Origin of the sequence: Cobetia sp. MC34, assembly GCF_018340035.1 — a bacterium.
Taxonomy (GTDB): domain Bacteria; phylum Pseudomonadota; class Gammaproteobacteria; order Pseudomonadales; family Halomonadaceae; genus Cobetia; species Cobetia amphilecti.
This window is the reverse complement of the sequence record NZ_JADPPY010000002.1, coordinates 84133-100035: the sequence shown is the minus strand read 5'-3', so window position 1 is coordinate 100035 and position 15903 is coordinate 84133. Positions and strand designations below refer to the sequence as shown.

Annotated in this window: 12 protein-coding genes; 4 read left to right on the top strand and 8 right to left on the bottom strand. The window is 64.2% G+C overall.

Annotated features, from left to right (window positions below; translation table 11 throughout):
- Positions 1-46 precede the first annotated feature (46 nt).
- Positions 47-1465 (top strand): exonuclease SbcCD subunit D C-terminal domain-containing protein, encoded by a 1419-nt coding sequence (locus tag IZU87_RS01740; RefSeq protein ID WP_213113491.1) that lies wholly within the window; start codon positions 47-49, stop codon positions 1463-1465.
- On the top strand, positions 1462-5049 hold the full coding sequence (locus IZU87_RS01735) for an AAA family ATPase (RefSeq protein ID WP_213113490.1): 3588 nt from the start codon (positions 1462-1464) through the stop codon (positions 5047-5049). The genes IZU87_RS01740 and IZU87_RS01735 overlap by 4 nt, the downstream gene beginning before the upstream one ends.
- Positions 5050-5055: 6 nt before the next feature.
- Here IZU87_RS01735 and IZU87_RS01730 read toward each other — a convergent pair whose 3' ends face one another.
- From IZU87_RS01730 to IZU87_RS01720, 3 genes are all read right to left on the bottom strand, one after another.
- Positions 5056-5811 carry an endonuclease V gene (locus IZU87_RS01730; protein ID WP_213113489.1) on the bottom strand — a complete coding sequence of 252 codons (756 nt, stop codon included), beginning with the start codon at positions 5809-5811 and terminating at the stop codon, positions 5056-5058.
- Between the two features lie 53 nt (positions 5812-5864).
- Positions 5865-6437, bottom strand: a complete 573-nt coding sequence (locus IZU87_RS01725; protein WP_213113488.1) for a PRC-barrel domain-containing protein — start codon at positions 6435-6437, stop codon at positions 5865-5867.
- Between the two features lie 187 nt (positions 6438-6624).
- Entirely contained in the window at positions 6625-8331 is a 1707-nt protein-coding gene (locus IZU87_RS01720) for a DEAD/DEAH box helicase (protein ID WP_043333127.1), read from the bottom strand.
- Between the two features lie 591 nt (positions 8332-8922).
- Here IZU87_RS01720 and IZU87_RS01715 point away from each other — a divergent pair.
- Positions 8923-9444: a YaiI/YqxD family protein gene (locus IZU87_RS01715; protein ID WP_213113487.1), complete on the top strand. Its 522-nt coding sequence runs from the start codon at positions 8923-8925 to the stop codon at positions 9442-9444.
- Between the two features lie 71 nt (positions 9445-9515).
- Here the strand turns inward: IZU87_RS01715 and IZU87_RS01710 are convergent, their stop codons facing one another.
- Together IZU87_RS01710 and IZU87_RS01705 are read right to left on the bottom strand one after the other, a co-directional pair.
- A complete protein-coding gene (locus tag IZU87_RS01710; RefSeq protein WP_213113486.1) occupies positions 9516-10526 on the bottom strand; it encodes a glutathione S-transferase family protein in 1011 nt (336 codons plus the stop codon).
- Positions 10527-10682: 156 nt separating this feature from the next.
- Positions 10683-11588: a LysR family transcriptional regulator gene (locus IZU87_RS01705; RefSeq protein ID WP_213113485.1), complete on the bottom strand. Its 906-nt coding sequence runs from the start codon at positions 11586-11588 to the stop codon at positions 10683-10685.
- A 509-nt stretch (positions 11589-12097) separates the two neighbouring features.
- Here IZU87_RS01705 and IZU87_RS01700 point away from each other — a divergent pair.
- On the top strand, positions 12098-13711 hold the full coding sequence (locus IZU87_RS01700) for a peptidoglycan DD-metalloendopeptidase family protein (RefSeq protein WP_249330379.1): 1614 nt from the start codon (positions 12098-12100) through the stop codon (positions 13709-13711).
- Positions 13712-13857: 146 nt separating this feature from the next.
- Here the strand turns inward: IZU87_RS01700 and IZU87_RS01695 are convergent, their stop codons facing one another.
- The 3 genes from IZU87_RS01695 to IZU87_RS01685 all read right to left on the bottom strand — a co-directional run bounded on the left by IZU87_RS01695 (position 13858) and on the right by IZU87_RS01685 (position 15642).
- Positions 13858-14085 carry a hypothetical protein gene (locus tag IZU87_RS01695; protein ID WP_043333131.1) on the bottom strand — a complete coding sequence of 76 codons (228 nt, stop codon included), beginning with the start codon at positions 14083-14085 and terminating at the stop codon, positions 13858-13860.
- A gap of 236 nt (positions 14086-14321) precedes the next feature.
- Positions 14322-14636: a hypothetical protein gene (locus IZU87_RS01690; protein ID WP_213113483.1), complete on the bottom strand. Its 315-nt coding sequence runs from the start codon at positions 14634-14636 to the stop codon at positions 14322-14324.
- 643 nt (positions 14637-15279) lie between these two features.
- Positions 15280-15642: a hypothetical protein gene (locus IZU87_RS01685; protein ID WP_213113482.1), complete on the bottom strand. Its 363-nt coding sequence runs from the start codon at positions 15640-15642 to the stop codon at positions 15280-15282.
- Between the last annotated feature and the right edge of the window lie 261 nt (positions 15643-15903).

Below are 15903 nucleotides of genomic sequence, written 5' to 3'. Positions count from 1 at the left end.
GCCCCAGCCCCAGCCGCCGGCCAGACGACTTCGCAAGGACCCCATCGTGAGCTTCCGCTTTCTGCACACTTCCGACTGGCATCTCGGCCAGAGCTTTCACGGCCAGAGCCGTCATGTCGAGCACGCTGCCTTTCTCGACTGGCTGCTCGGGCAGCTCAAGACTCTGGCGCCGGATGCGCTGCTGATCGCCGGAGACCTGTTCGATGTGGTCAACCCGAGCCTGGCCGCCCAGGAACTGCTCTACGACTTCATCGTGCGCGCCCACGAGCAGGACGCGGCGCTGGAGATCGTGATGATCGCCGGCAATCACGATTCCGGCTCGCGCATCGAGCTGCCGGCCGCGTTGCTGGCACGTCTCAAGACCCATGCGCTGGGTCGCGTGCGCTGGGTGGATGACTCCGCCGACGGCGGCGATGCCCACAGTCTCGATTGCCAGCATCTGCTGGTGCCCCTGCATGATCGTGACGGCAAGCGCCGCGCCCTGTGCCTGGCGGTGCCCTTCCTGCGCCCGGCCGAGGTCACCGGCCTGAGCAGCGGCGAACAAGCCGAGCAGGAAGGCCAAGCAGCAGGCAAGGCCGAACGTACCCGCAGCGAGGCCTACCGCGACGGCGTGGCCCGCGTGCACCAGCAGCTGGTCAGTGCTGCGCGCGCCGCCCGCCAGCCCGGCGAGGCGCTGATCGCCATGGGTCATGCCCACATGCGTGACGGCGAGGTGTCCGAGAACAGCGAGCGCCCGATCCTGATGGGTGGCGAAGAGGCGCTCTCGACCAGCCTGTTCCCCGACGACATCGCCTATGTGGCGCTGGGCCACCTGCATCGCCCGCAGCGCGTGAGTGGTGAGGAGCGCATCCGCTATTGCGGCACGCCGCTGGCGATGGACTTCTCCGAGGTCGACTACGGTCACCGCATCCTCGATGTCACGCTCAACAATGACAGCCTGGAGAAGGTCGAGGAGCATCGCGTGCCCTGCCAAGTCGCGCTCACACGCGTCGGGCCTGCGCCACTGACCGAGATCACCTCTCGGCTCACGGCGCTGGTCGCCGAGGCGCAGGCGGATCTCGAGCCGACACGCTGGCCGTGGCTGGAAGTGACCGTGCAGCTGGAAGCCCCGCTGATCGACCTGCGCGCCCGCATCGAGGCGCTGCTGGAAGGCGCGCCGCTGCGTCTGATCAAGCTGGTCACCCGCTACCCGGCCCCCAATGCCGAGCATCGTGCGCCGAAGGGCGTGAAGCTCGATGAGCTGGAGCCGATGGGGCTGTTCGAGCGTCACTATCGCGCCACCTATGACAGTGAGCCGGACCCGACGCTGGTCGAGGATTTCGCCCAGCTGCTCGAGGAGGTCGAGGCCGCACGCGAGACGCGTCTCGAAGGCGAGCCGGCCACCCGGCCCGCTCGCAAGGCCGACAAGGCGGCTTCGATAGACAAGACAGCCTCGGCAGACAAGGCCAAGGGAGGTCAGGCATGAAGATTCTCGCCCTGCGCCTCGACAACCTGGCGTCGCTTGCCGGCACGCATGAAGTCGACTTCGAGAAGGCGCCGCTGTCCGATGCCGGCCTGTTCGCCATCACCGGCCCCACCGGGGCCGGCAAGAGCACGCTGCTCGATGCCCTGTGTCTGGCGCTCTATGGCACCACGCCGCGCCTGCGCCAGACGCCGAGTGGCGGCCAGCTGGAGGATGTCGGCGAGCATCAGTTGACGCTCAAGGACCCGCGCAGCCTGCTACGGCGTGGCTGCGGCGAAGGCAAGGCCGAGGTGGATTTCATCGGCCGCGATGGCCTGCGCTATCGCGCCAGCTGGACGGTCAGCCGCGCGCGCGGCAAGCCCGGCGGGCGCCTGCAGAATGCCAAGCAACATCTCCAGCTGCTGCCCACCGGCGATGACACCCAGCCGGCTCAGACCCTCAACACCACCAGCAATGACGCCAAGGCGTTGATCATCGACAGGCTGGGGCTCAATTTCGAGCAGTTCACCCGCGCCGTACTGCTGGCGCAGAGCGAGTTCAGCGCCTTCCTGCGTGCCAATGACAATGAACGCTCGGAGTTGCTGGAGAAGCTGACCGATACCGGCCATTACTCCGAGATCTCGATGGCCGCCCATGAGCGCGAGCGCGCCGCCCGCGAGACCGTCAATGAACTGGAGCGCAAGCTGGAGGGCCAGTTACCGGCCAGCCCGCAGGAGCGCCAGGCGCTCGAGGAGGAAGTCCGCCTACGTCAGACGGCCATGACCCGGCTCAGCGAACAGCATGATGCGCTGACGACCTATCACCAGTGGACCACCACGGCGGGCGAGCTCGAACAGGCCCTGCGTCAGGCGCAGCAGGAGCAGACCGAGGCTCACGCCGCCAGCGATGGGCTTTCCCGTCAGCGCGAGCAACTCAGCGCCCTGGAGGCCCTCGCGCCGATTCGTCCTGCCCTGCTGCGCCTCACGGCGATCGCGCCGCAGCATGCGCAGCTGGTCACGCAACTGGCCCAGCTGGAGCAGCAGCTCGGCGCCCTGTCGCCCAGGGTTGAGCAGGCCAGAGCCGCCAGGCACACCGCCGATGAACGCATGCAGCGCTGCGAGACCTGGCGTGGCGAGCAACTGCCGAAGCTTGAAGAGGCACGTCAGGTGGCCTCGCGTCTGGCGCAACAACGCGAAGCACACGCCAGCCAGCAGAGTGAACAGCAACGCCTGCGCGACACGCTCGGCCAACATCAGCAGGAGCTGGAGACACAGGATCGTCAGCGCCAGCAGCTGGAGCAGCAACTCCAGCAGCTGCAGGCGACGCTGGTCGACGAGTCAGGCCAGCCGCTGCGCGATGCCGAAGATTATCGTGACCAGCTGCAACGTCAGCGCGATGCACTACTGGAGCTCAAGCCCGAACTCAGCGAGCAGATCAGTGGCCTGGCCCGCCGTGATGAGGTGCAGCAGCGTCTTGTCGAGCTGGAGCAGCAGCTGCCCCGACAGCAACAGGCGTTGCGGGATGTGGCTGGCCGGCAGGCGCAGGCATTGCAGGCCCGTGATCAGGCGCGCCACGAGGAAGACGCCGAGCGCCGCCAGCAGGAGCAGGAGCGTCTGGCACGCAGCGACAACGTGATGGCGCTGCGCCGCGGGCTGGTCCAGGGCGAGGAGTGCCCGGTGTGCGGCAGCCACGAGCACCCCGCCGCCGGCCAGGCCGCACCGGCCGAGGCGCTGATCGCTCAGCTGGAGCAGCAGGCCCGCGAGCGCCTTGACCAGCGCCGCCAGGCCACGGCCACCGCACAGCAATCCATGGAGACGGCCAGTCACGAGCATGCCCGCCTCGAGCAGCAGCTCGGCTATCTGCAGCAGGAACAGACCCAGCTGCACACGGAGCTGCAACGCCTGCAGCAGCAGGCGCAGAGCTGCCAGACGAACCTGAGCGAGCTTCTGGCCCGGCACTCGCTGTCGGAGCAGCCCCAGCTTGCCCCCTTGCCGCAGCTGCCGGCTGCCCACGCACTGCAACTGATCGAGCAGCTCCTTGGGGAACTGGACGCCCGCCAGAACACGCTGGTGTCGACACTGCGTCAGCTGACGCCGCTGCGTGAGCAACGCCAGGCACTGGCAACACGTCACGCCACGCTGACGACGCAATGCCAGCATGGCGAGGCGCAGCTTCAACAGTGTGAGACGCAGATCACTGCGCTGGCGCGCGAGATCGAACAACTCAGCGCCACGCTTGCCCAGCAGCTGAGCGCAGACCCCAAGCGACAGCATGCCAGCGTGAGCGACTGGTCCGACTGGATCGAGTCGCTGACCACCCGGATGCGCAACGAACAAGAGGATGCGCGGCAGGCACTGCAGGAATTGAGCGAACAGCAACAGCAGCTGACGCAGCAGCAGGCCAACCTGCAGCAACGCCAGACGGAGCTGCGCGAGGAGCAAGACTCGCTCGACCGCGAACGCGCGCATTGGCAGACAGCGAATCCCGGCCTGGATGACGCGCGCATCGCGGAATTGCTGGCCGTCGAGGATCACGAGCTGCAGGCACTGCGCCAGCAACTGCGCAGCGCCCACGAGCGCGTCGCACGCGCGGATGCCCTGTGTGAGGAGCGCAATGCGCGTCAGCTCAAACACTGGCAGGCCGCTCGAACCTCCAGCTGGCAGGCAGCACTCGAACAGCTGGCAGCGCCCGCCGTGGAGACGTCAGGAGCAGGTACCGCTGGAGAAGGTGCGGCGAGAGAAAGCACGACGAGAGAAGGCACGGCGGGAGAAGGCACCGCAGGAGACGGTGCTTCAGGAACTGAAGAGACTGGCCTCATCCGCGCCCAGGCCCAGCAGGCACTGGCGCTGCATGCTCGCTTGCAGACTCATCTGCAACCCCCACAGGGAGATGCCGCTGGAGAACCGGAGGATGCGCAGCCACAGCCCGAGGAAGACACCCACGCGCTTGGCGAGGCGTTGGCCACTCTGAGCGCGGCGCTCAAGACACCGCTCACTACCGTGCGCGAGGCCCATCAATCGGCGCAGGCGGCGATACTCAATGATGATCAGCGCCGCAGCGGCAGCGCCGAACTTGGCGAGCAGCTGGCCCGCGCCCGCGCAGTCCATGAACGCTGGGGCGCGCTGTCGGAGCTGATCGGCAGTGCCAGTGGTGCCAAGTTCCGCACCATCGCCCAGGCCTTCAACCTCGAGCGCCTGATCGAGCATGCCAATCTGCATCTGGCCAATCTGGTTCGCCGCTATCGTCTGGCACGCGGCGCCAGCCCGCTAGGGCTGGTGGTGGTGGATACCGAGATGGGTGACGAGCTGCGCAGCGTGCACTCGCTGTCCGGCGGCGAAACCTTCCTGGTCTCACTGGCGCTGGCGCTGGGCCTGGCGGGCATGGCCTCCGGTGAGCTGCGCATCGAATCGCTGTTCATCGATGAAGGCTTCGGCAGCCTCGACCCGGATTCGCTGGCCCTGGCGATGGAGGCGCTGGATGGCCTGCAGGCCAGCGGCCGGCGCGTCGGGGTCATCTCGCATGTGGCCGAGATGCATGAACGCATTCCGGTGCGTATCGCGGTACGCCCCTCGGGCAACGGCCAGAGCCGACTGGAGATCGAGGGCTAGCGGCGGTCAGGCATCACGAAGCCGCTTGAGGCGGCGGCTGGCGAGCTGGTCCGCCAGTCGGGTCGGCTCGGGCAGCTTGGTCTTGCCCAGGCAATGCAGGGTCATCGCCAGCGCCGTGTCCAGATTCATGCACTGGCCCGGCGAGACGAACACCGGCTTGACCTTCGCGCGTGAGCGCAGCACGGCGCCCAGCTGGCTGCGCTGTTCGCGTTTGGGCAGCTCGCTATTCTCGATGATGCCGAGCTCGCCATCCGCTTCACGCACGCGATCCGTCAGCGCGACCCAGTCGCCGCGCTCATCGCCCGGTTCACCATGCTTGCCGCACAGACGCTTCTTGGCCACGCCGAAGGATGGCAGGTCACACCACAGGCCGAGATGCGCCGCCACGCCCAGGCGGCGCGGGTGCGCGATGCCATGGCCGTCCACCATCAGGCATTCGGGCGCACGCTCCAGCGATTCGAGGGCGGCGATGGCGGCGGGCAGCTCCCGAAACGACAGCAAGCCCGGAATATACGGCATGCGTGTCGGCTGACGGATCAGCTGCTGCTCGAGGGGCTCCAGCGTCGCCAGATCCAGCGTCACCACCGCCGCGCGTGTCACCTCGCCCTCATCCTCGAAACCGATATCGACCCCCGTGATGGTCGCTGGCCACTCGCCGGGGCTTGCTCCCCAGGGCGGCGTCAACGTCAGTCGAGTGGCCATTTCGCGTTGCTTGGCAACGGCGGCGGCAGGGTCGAGATTCCAATCGTGCAGTGCTGTCATCCACTCACTCATGCATTCCCTCACGGTGGTTGCGGGTCTCTCTCCCTCAGATGCTATCGATCGCCCTCACCTTCAAGCTGCTTGCCCAGTGAACGCAGCACTTCCGCCGCCTGATTGCGGAAGATGTCCAGCCCATTGCCGACCTCCCCCATGCTGCGTTCCAGCTGGCGTGACAGGCGATTGGAAAGCGGCTGGTCCGCGCTTGCCGTCAGCTGCTCCGGCGTCATGTCGAGCACCAGACGGTAACGGATATCGCCGGGGGCCTCAGCCGCCAGCGGGTCACTGACCGCCTCACGGGTGAAGCGCGCGAAGTCGATGCTGGCCGCCTTGTCGCCGCCGTCAGGGCGAATCAGCAGGCGATGGATCTGACCACGGGTATCACTGAGCACATCCTCGACCTTGCCCAGCGCCTCGCCCTGCGGTGAGACCACCGGCGCCAGACGCAGGGCCTCCAGCGAGACCAGCGGGACGCGAATCTCCGGCGTGGCGCTGCTGGCCGGCATGCCGGACTCGGCGTGGGCCGCACTGAGCGACAGCCAAGGGGTCGCCAGCAGAGCGCACAGCATCAGCTGGCGGGCAGGCGTGGCCTGCAGGCCACGGCGCAAGGCATCGAGTGAAGAGATCATGTGGGCATCCTCGGGAAATGATGAGCGGTGGAGCTATGATGAGCGGTGGACCTACGCCAGCACAGGATACCAGCCCCGGTGACGCCTTTCGTCCAGGCACAAAAAAACCGGCACCTCGTGAGAGGTACCGGTCTTTTCAGAAGCCGTGGCCAGCACTGCGATCAGTGCCGACCCGACTCAGGCCTGATCAGGCGCGACGACGGTCGTCGTTGCCACCTTCACGGCGCTGCGGACGAGCGCCCGCACCGTCTTCTGCCAGTTCCAGCGGACGGCCAGCGACGCGAGCACGCGCCATCTTGGACACGATGCTGGTCGGCAGACCGCTCGGCAGTTCCACGACACTGTGCGTGTTGCGGATGTCGATGCGACCGATGCGTGAACCTTCGATGCCGCCTTCGTTGGCAAGAGCGCCAACCAGCTGGCCCGGCTTGACGCCGTCACGGTGGCCGACGGCCACACGGTAGAGCTTCATGCCTTCACGTGCGACCGGCGCGGAGTTGCGACGCTCACCGCGTTCCGGACGCTCGGTGCGCTCACCGCGCTCGGAACGCTCGTTGCGACGCGCACCCGGCTTCGGCAGAGACTGGATCGGCGTCTCTTCGGCGCGAGCCATCTTGACGAAGACAGCGGCCAGCTCGACCGGATCGTGACCTTCTTCGACCAGGCTCTGGACCAGAGCGCGGTGACCGTTGGAGCTGCTGCCCAGGGCTTCGACGACGCGAGCACGGAAGGCGGCGTCACGGTGGCCACGGATCTCTTCTTCGCTCGGCAGCTGGCGTTCGGTGATGCGCTGGCCCAGGGCCTGCTCCATCCAGCGAACCTTGCGCATTTCGCGACCGCTGACGAAGGTGATGGCGCGACCTTCACGACCGGCACGGCCAGTACGGCCAGTACGGTGGACGAAGGATTCGCTGTCACCCGGCAGGTCGTAGTTGAAGACGTGGGTGATACGCGCCACGTCCAGACCACGAGCGGCGACGTCGGTCGCGACCAGCACGTCGACCTTGCCACGCTTCAGGCGAGTCACGGTGCGCTCGCGCAGGGACTGGTCCAGATCACCGGACAGCGCTGCCGCGGAGATACCGCGAGCGATCAGCTGTTCGACGACTGTGGTACAGGCGGCACGAGTACGCACGAAGACGATGGCCGCATCGACGGTCTCGACTTCCAGCAGACGGGACAGCGCTTCGAGCTTGGCGCCGCCTTCGACACGCACCATCATCTGTTCGATGGTGGAAGCGGTACGCGATTCGGACTTGATGGCAACCTTGACCGGATCAACCAGGTAACGGTTGACGATACGCTCGATCTCGGTCGGCAGAGTTGCGGAGAAGAAGACGCGCTGCGCTTCCTTCGGGGTATCGGCGACGACGCGCTTGACGTCATCGATGAAGCCCATGCGCAGCATCTCATCGGCTTCATCCAGCACGAGGGCTTTCAGGCCGTTCAGGTTCAGGCTCTTGCGGTCCAGGTGGTCGATGACACGACCCGGGGTGCCGACGACGATCTGCGCGCCGCTCTTGAGGCTACGCATCTGCTCGCGGTAGTCCTGACCACCGCAGAGAGTGGCCACTTCCAGGCCACGCATGAACTGACCGTAACGTGTGAAGTTGACGGCGACCTGTTGGGCCAGCTCACGGGTCGGGGCCAGCACGAGAACCTGCGGTTCACGGCGGTCGAGGTCCAGACGGGTCAACAGCGGGAGTGCAAAGGCAGCGGTCTTGCCGGTACCCGTCTGTGCCTGGCCGATCATGTCACGGCCTTCGAGCAGACTCGGGATGGTCTGAGCCTGGATCGGGGACGGAGTTTCGTAGCCCAGCTTCTCGAGAGAGGTCAGGACGGCAGGCAGCAGGGCAAGATCGCTGAAGCGATCGACGACGGAAGTCGTGGTCATGTATATCTCACACCTAAATGGCTACAAGTAAGGCTTGCAGCTGAAGAATGGGTCGGGTTGAACCGACACGAAGCGTAAGGGCTCCGTCTGGCGATGCAGTCAGGCACGAGGCGCTGGCATCATCAGAAAAAACGTACGAGTGCTGGACGTCTTGGCATGGACGGGCCCGGGTTGCTCTGAAGATGGACGCAATTCCACTTTCAGGCACAACGCTGCGGCGACCGTACAGCAACCAGAGGCTCTTCTACTCAGAGTCTCGGGGCGCTCCATCATGCACACTGTGGACAGGGACGGGTCTTGCATCGCGGCGGCCGGACATCGATCGAATCGAGGGGTCACGGATGGCTGGGGCAAGCTACGCCACGCGGTCCGGGAGGCGCGAAATACCGGCTGATGGCCACAAGAAACGGCGATCACGTCGGGCTCGGCTACTCAGGATGGTGGGTCACTACATGCGAGGAGCTGGCATTCTAGCAGCCTCTCACGCATTCTGCATCCTTTCTTTTGACCTTGGTCGCAGGCCGCCCGCCCTCGGGCAGGCATGCGCCCTGCCATCACGACTCGCTGAACAGCCACCTGACAGGAGCCTGCATGACTGACGCGCAAGACCATGACGCCCCCTCCCCACAACATCCCGCCGAGCATGTCACCACGCTGTGGGTCGACGCCGATGCCTGTCCGCGCGCCGCGCGCGACATCCTGGTGCGCGCGGCGGAACGCACCGCGACCCCCACCTGGTTCGTCGCCAATCATCAGGTGCCGCTGCCGCGCTCGATGCACGTCAAGGCGCTGTCGGTCCCACAAGGGGCCGATGCTGCCGATCAGTTGATCGTCGAGCGCGCCCACCCCGGCGACATGGTGATCACCTCCGACCTGCCGCTGGCGCTGGAGGCGATCGAGAAAGGCGCGCTGGTGATGACGACCCGCGGCGAAGCGCTGGATAGCAACAACATTCGCGCCAAGGTGCAGATGCGCGACTTCATGGAGAGCATGCGCTCCAGCGGCGAGCACACCGGCGGCCCCTCCGCCTATGGCCAGCGCGAGCAACGCGACTTCGGCAATGCACTGGACCGCTGGCTGGCCAAGATGAGACGCCCGACACCGCGCGCCTGACCCAACCACCGCTGCTCGTCATCAACTCGGGCGCCACCAACTCGGGCGCGATCAACTCACACTTCTAGACCTCAGGCGTGACGACGAACGCCCTGGCCCGGTAGACGCTCGCGGTCATGGGGAGCGTCGAGCGCCAGACTCGGGCCGAGCGGCACGATAGCGGTGGGATTGATGGTCTGCTGACTGGCGTAATAGTGGGTCTTGATATGCGCAAGATCGCAGGTCTCGGCAATGCCCGGCCACTGATACAGCTCGCGCAGATAGTGCGAGAGATTGGGATAGTCGGCGATACGGCGCTGATTGCACTTGAAGTGCCCGAAGTAGACGGCATCGAAGCGGATCAGGGTGGTGAACAGGCGGATGTCGGCTTCGGTCAGCCATTCCCCGGTGAGATAGCGCGAGTCGGCCAGCCGGCGCTCCAGTGAATCCAGGCACTCGAACAGCGCCGTGAAGTGACGCTCGTAGACCTCCTGCCGCGTGGCGAAGCCGGTCTTGTAGACGCCATTGTTGACCTTGTCATAGACCTCGGCATTGATGGCATCGATCTCGCCGCGCAGGTCTTCGGGATAGAAGTCCAGATCATTGCCGGTCAGCGAATCGAAGGCGTCATTGAAGATGCGCACCAATTCCGCCGACTCGTTGTTGACGATGCGACCTGTCTGCTTGTCCCAGAGCGCCGGCACGGTGACACGGCCGGTGTAGTGCGGGTCGGTCAGGGTGTAGAGCTGGTGGTGATAGCGCACGCCATTGATCGGGTCACCGCTGGAGCCTTCTTCCTCGAGATAGCTCCAGCCATGTTCGAGCATCAAGGGGCTGGTGTAGGACATGCCGACCAGCGGCTTGAGCCCCTTGAGAGAGCGCATGATCAGCGCGCGGTGCGCCCACGGGCAGGCCAGCGAGACGTAGAGGTGGAAGCGATCTGCACTGGCGGGCACGGCCGCTTGTCCCTGCGGCCCCTCGAGCGGGGCATCGGGCGCCACGACCCAATCCCTGAGCCGCGCGCTTTCGCGCTTGAATTCACCGCCGGTGCTGTCGGTGTCATACCAGCGATCCTGCCACTTGCCGTCGACCAGTAAGCCCATCTTGCACGCTCCTTATATGGCTGAGGGGATGCCCCCAGCCTAAGAGCCAAGCGCGACAGCGCAAGCGAATTCACTGCGTGGCAACGATCGAGTTTCTCGAACGATCACGCCGCGCGCTCTTCTCAAGCCCTCACTCTTTTCAGGCCCTGCGCGCTTTCAGGAGCGCCGCTCGCTTGCATCCTGCTCGACGGCAGCGTGCAGCTGCGCCTTCATCGCGCGGACGGCGGGGCCCGCGCGATCATCGTCCGGCAGATAGAGCATCAGCGACACTTCGCGCTCGCCGCCATTGGCCAGCGGCAGTGGCAGCAGCCGCCCCCGGGCCAGAGCCTCGCACATGCGGGAACGGGGCAGCCAGGCGAAGCCCAGTCCGCGTTCGGCAAGATCGACTGACGTGGCCAGGTGGCTCACCGTCCAGCGCGCCTCGGCCTTGAGCCAGCCGGCATCCATGCCGCTGGAACGACTGCTGTCGCGTACCACCAGCTGGCGATGCTGCACGAGATCACGCAGATCCAGCGGCCGCCCGAGAGCATGCAGCGGGTGCCCCGGCGCCGCCACGGCGATGAAGGTTTCACGCAGCAACGGGGTGCCGAGATGGCCATCCAGCATCAGACCGCTGATCAACAGCTCCGCTTCCTTCTCCTCGAACAGCTCGCGCCCGCCGGTAAGCGTCGTCTCGTGCAGCTGGACACGCACCTGAGGGTAGGCCGTCGAGAAGGCTTCCAGCGCCCGTGCCAGCACATCCGGCGGAAACAGCTGATCCACCGCGATGGCGATCTCGCTCTCCATGCCCGCCGACAGCGCATCGGCCACATCCTCGAGTGCCCGCGCATTCTCGATCAGCTGACGCGCCCGGCGCAGCAGCAATTCACCCGCCTCGGTCAGCCGGACATTGCGCCCGACCGACTCCAGCACCTGCACGCCCAGCAAGGCCTCGAGGCGATGCACGGCGTGATTCAGGGTCGATGGGCTCTTGTGGATCGCGGCCGCCGCGCGCGCGAAGCTGCCGTGGTCCACCACGGCGGCCAGCATCTGCCACTGAGCCAGTGTCACGCGTGACGACATCGGGATTCCTCTTGCAGAACGTACGGGAATGCACGGGGCAATCCTGACATGCCAGACGCAAAAAACCAGACACCTGATACTGCAACCCGACGGGAGCAAAAGAGCATTCTGTGCTGTCGGACTCCCGACATCTGGTCGCAATCCTCGGACATCAGGACGGCATCCTCTGAAATGCAGGAGGCCAAATACGCTATTTTGCGTAACTTTACAAAATTTAACACCAAGCAGGATTTACTGCCTGAACAGCGTTTCCTAAGCAAAAATGGCGCTATTTTCGCCAGACCTCATGTTGCCGGTACCGCCAATTGCGCCGTCAATGATCTAAACAGGGTTGAATTACTCATACTGGACATGCGTCCAGCCTATCGAACGATGGGAACCTTGGTTAAGGTTCGAATGCCTCATTGTTGCCATCTTTTCATTTCACATAACTTTATCGGTCACATATGCTGCGAATCCTTCATTCGCTCCCTCGCGCGCACAAGTATCTTCTTTTACCTGTTGCCACCATGGTTACCGTGCTGGGTGCTCACAAGCTTCTCGAAACATTCGATGCTCCTGATGTCTCTACGGCCTCACAGTCCATCGCCATCGACCTGGCCAGTGCAAATTCCAGCACCCCGGCCAAGCTGCCGCTGGCGATTGCTGCCGCCGATGACACTCAGTCTCCCCTGAGCCCGGCGCAGCTCGCCAATCAGACGGCGACCAGCTCGACCTCCGGTGACATTCCGCTGGCAGCGCTGACGCCCAGCGAGATCGTCGCCATCGATTTCGACATGCCGACGCTGCTGACGGATGCCAACTATCATCCCGACAGCCAGACGGCAGGCCCGATCGTGGCACTGGCGCCGGCGGCAGTGAAGACCGCGGAAGCCGTCATCGGCACCGCGACCGACGAACAGGCCGGCGGCACCTCCTATGACGACCTCTCCGTCGACCCGGTCGAGCTCGGCGAAAGCCCGACGCTGCAGACCGAGCTGGCGGCCGAGGAAGTCTATGTGCCCGAGTGGCAGACCTATACCGTGCAGGCCGGCGATACCTTCGCCGTGATGGCGGAGCGCTCGCTGGGCCTTGGCTACAGCGAGACCACGCGCATCCTCAAGGCGCTGCCTGACAAGCGCGTGCTGACGCATTGGCGCATCGGCGACAGCTTCGATTACAAGCTGGATGAAGACGGCAACCTGCTGGCGTTGCGCATCATGAAGGACGCGCGTCGCGGCTTCATGGTCAAGCGTGAGGCAGGCGGTGAAAGCTTCAATGTCGCCAAGATCGAGAAGGCGACCCAGGCCACTCAGCGCATGTTCGCCGGTACGGTCAGTGGCAGCTTCTCCCTGTCAGCGGAAGCCACTGGCCTGGGCGTGGCGGAAGTCAGCCAGCTGACCCAGGTGCTGGGCAAGAAGATCGATTTCCGTCGCGATACGCGCAAGGGTGACAGGTTCCAGGTACTGGTCGAGTCCGACATGATCGACGGCACCAGCATGGATTCCCGCATCCTCGCCGCACGCTACGAAGGTTCTCGCAAGTCACTGACCGTGGTGCGCAACAGCAGCGATGGCCGCTACTACACCCCCGACGGCAAGGGCCTCGACCCGGCCTTCAATCGCTATCCGCTGGCGCACAAGGCGCGCATCAGCTCGCCGTTCAACCTCAGCCGTCGCCATCCGGTGACCGGACGCATCAGCCCGCACAAGGGCACTGACTTCGCGGTGCGTATCGGCACGCCGGTGCTTTCCACCGCAGATGGCGTCGTCGAGCTGGTCGGCAATCACCCGCTGGCCGGTCGCTATCTGGTGCTGCGCATGGACAACGGCTACAAGACCCGTTATCTGCACCTGTCACGCCCGCTGGTCAAGAAAGGCGAGCGCGTGACCATGGGTGAGAAGATCGCCCTGTCAGGCAACACCGGCCGCTCCACCGGCCCGCACCTGCACTATGAGGTGATGGTCAACAACCGCCAGGTCGATGCCATGCGCGTTCAGCTGCCGAACAACAAGTCTCTGTCCGGCAAGGCGCTCGCCAACTTCAAGCGTCAGTCAGAGAACATGCTGGCCAAGCTGGAAGCCGCCGACAACACTGGCGCCATCGCCAAGGCCTCCATCCCGAGTCAGGGTGACGAGAGCTAACGCGAACCCAGGCGCGGGCCCGCAAGCACAGGGCCTGCGCCTGACATGAAATACGCCTGACATGAAATGTGCCCGATAAAAGAAAAGGCCCCTCACCTCACGGTGGGGGGCCTTTTCTTTTATCGGTGTCTCGGCCAGAGATCAGGTCACTTCTTCATACCCTTGTTGGAGGCCTGCTCCAGCAGCTCTTCCGCTTCGCTGCTCGCGCCCTCCTCTCGCATCCTGGCCACATCGGCATACAGGCAGACGTAGGTACCGCAGGATGCACAGAACACCTTGTCGTCGGGATTGTGGACCTGCGAGACGCGGACTCGCTGGCTGCCACAGTCCGGGCACGGCTTGGGAATACGCAGTTCCTCGGAAAGATCTGACATGAAGCATTCTCCTGTTCGGTGTCTGGGCCGCTCGCCTTGAGGCTGGTCGATTGGCGTCTCCCCAAGACATGGGGCCACTCACACGGCATGCAACCCCGCTGGCGGGGAGTCGCTCGTCTTTCGGCTCGAGCTACCTCACCGAGATACCTCGCCCAGGCACTGCCCGGCACTGCGCTCAGACGCAAAGCCCCGGCACGGTGGCCGGGGCTTGAGGGGCAGGCGCGAACAGACAGATGTCACGCGGCGCTGATGCTGCCGGCAAGCGACTCATGGCTGGTGCCATGGCTTGCGGTGTTGGGCATGCGCGCGACGGGGCGCTCCGGCACACGGTGCTGGCCGTGTGATCTGGCGCCATCACGCGTCAGGCGGAACTCTTCCTGCAGCGCCATCTCACGTGCCGCCAGGCGAAAATCGCCCATCGAACACAACGCATGGCCGTTGGGGCACTTGAGGATGTGATCATCCGGCAGATCACGGGCAGGCCAATCCAGCGCTTCGTTGCATTCGGGACACTGAGGGCCATTACGGGTCGGGACTGATGGGGTAAACATGCGCGAACTCCTTTTCGACGCAAAAGATGACGATGTCATGACCAGATTCTCAGTACAGAAAACATCAAGACGTGGCTCGGTTTGCGTGCGCATGATGGAGACAGATAGCGACAGACTCCATTGCACTTTCGGTTAGATGCCACAATTTTATCGCTGGTCAGTCTCTGCGCTCACGGCTGCGGAAGGTATCGCGCAGAGCGCGGAACACACTTCATGGCAGCGCGACGGGCAAGAGTCTGACAGCACTATCTTACAGTCTGATAACACCTCGCGAATGACGCAGATCAAACGCATACCAGATCAGGGGGCATCCGCCGCACCGTTCTTCAGACGGGCGTCAGACAGGCATTCATGGGCTTGAAGCCAAAAAAATCCCGGCCAAAGGCCGGGAAAACACTCTCAGGCAGAACAGAACCTATCGCGGAAGCAACGCGGCTCGCCGCAGGTCGACCAGGACGCTGAACAGTCGTCAGCGGTATCACGGAAATCTCGACTCCACCTGCAGTGCCAGAAATTCAGTTTCGCTGCCCCGGGCAACAAGCCCGCGACCAGGGCGAAACAGCAAATCCGACTGGCACTGAGGTAAAAATTCTTGTGCGCACTCACACGCACTGGCGAACACTGGACCTTAAAGGCGCTTGCTTCAGGCCGAGGCGTCCAGCTGTTGGACCACCTTCTGCGCCATCAGGGCCGGGTCAATCGCAGCTCGCTTGCGGGCGCTGACTTCAAGGCGATCACGCAACATGAACCAGACACCCAGAAACTCATCACATTCTGCACAACTGACGATGTCATCATCTGCCGGGGAATCTTCGAGGTGAACCCGGTTGCTGCCACAGCGTGAACACTCCATGGGAACCTTACGTACTGTGTTCATCTCGATGCCCTCCATTGGATCCATGATGAAAACCTTGTGCTCGAAACCGGTGGAGCGGGCGGCATGACGATGTGAAAACTTGCGGCAACCTGACAAGGGATTGAAAAAGCGGCTCTGCGGCTCCATCAATGTTGTATCAGGGTGATCTCCTGCCTGCCCCGCCGTGCTTAGACAGTTGCAAAGTTAGACACTTCCAAAACCTTGTACAAGTTTTAACGCGTATCAGAACGTATCTGTATAGCTCATGTAGACGCATTGGCAGGCGTTTTCGTGTGCGCTGATCAAGCGTTTAGCTCTCCCCATGCGCCCGCTGTAGCACGAGAGCGCCCCGCCAGAGCCGTGTAACATTTCGCTACAAAAAAGCCTCTTATGACGTGCAAAAACAGCTTG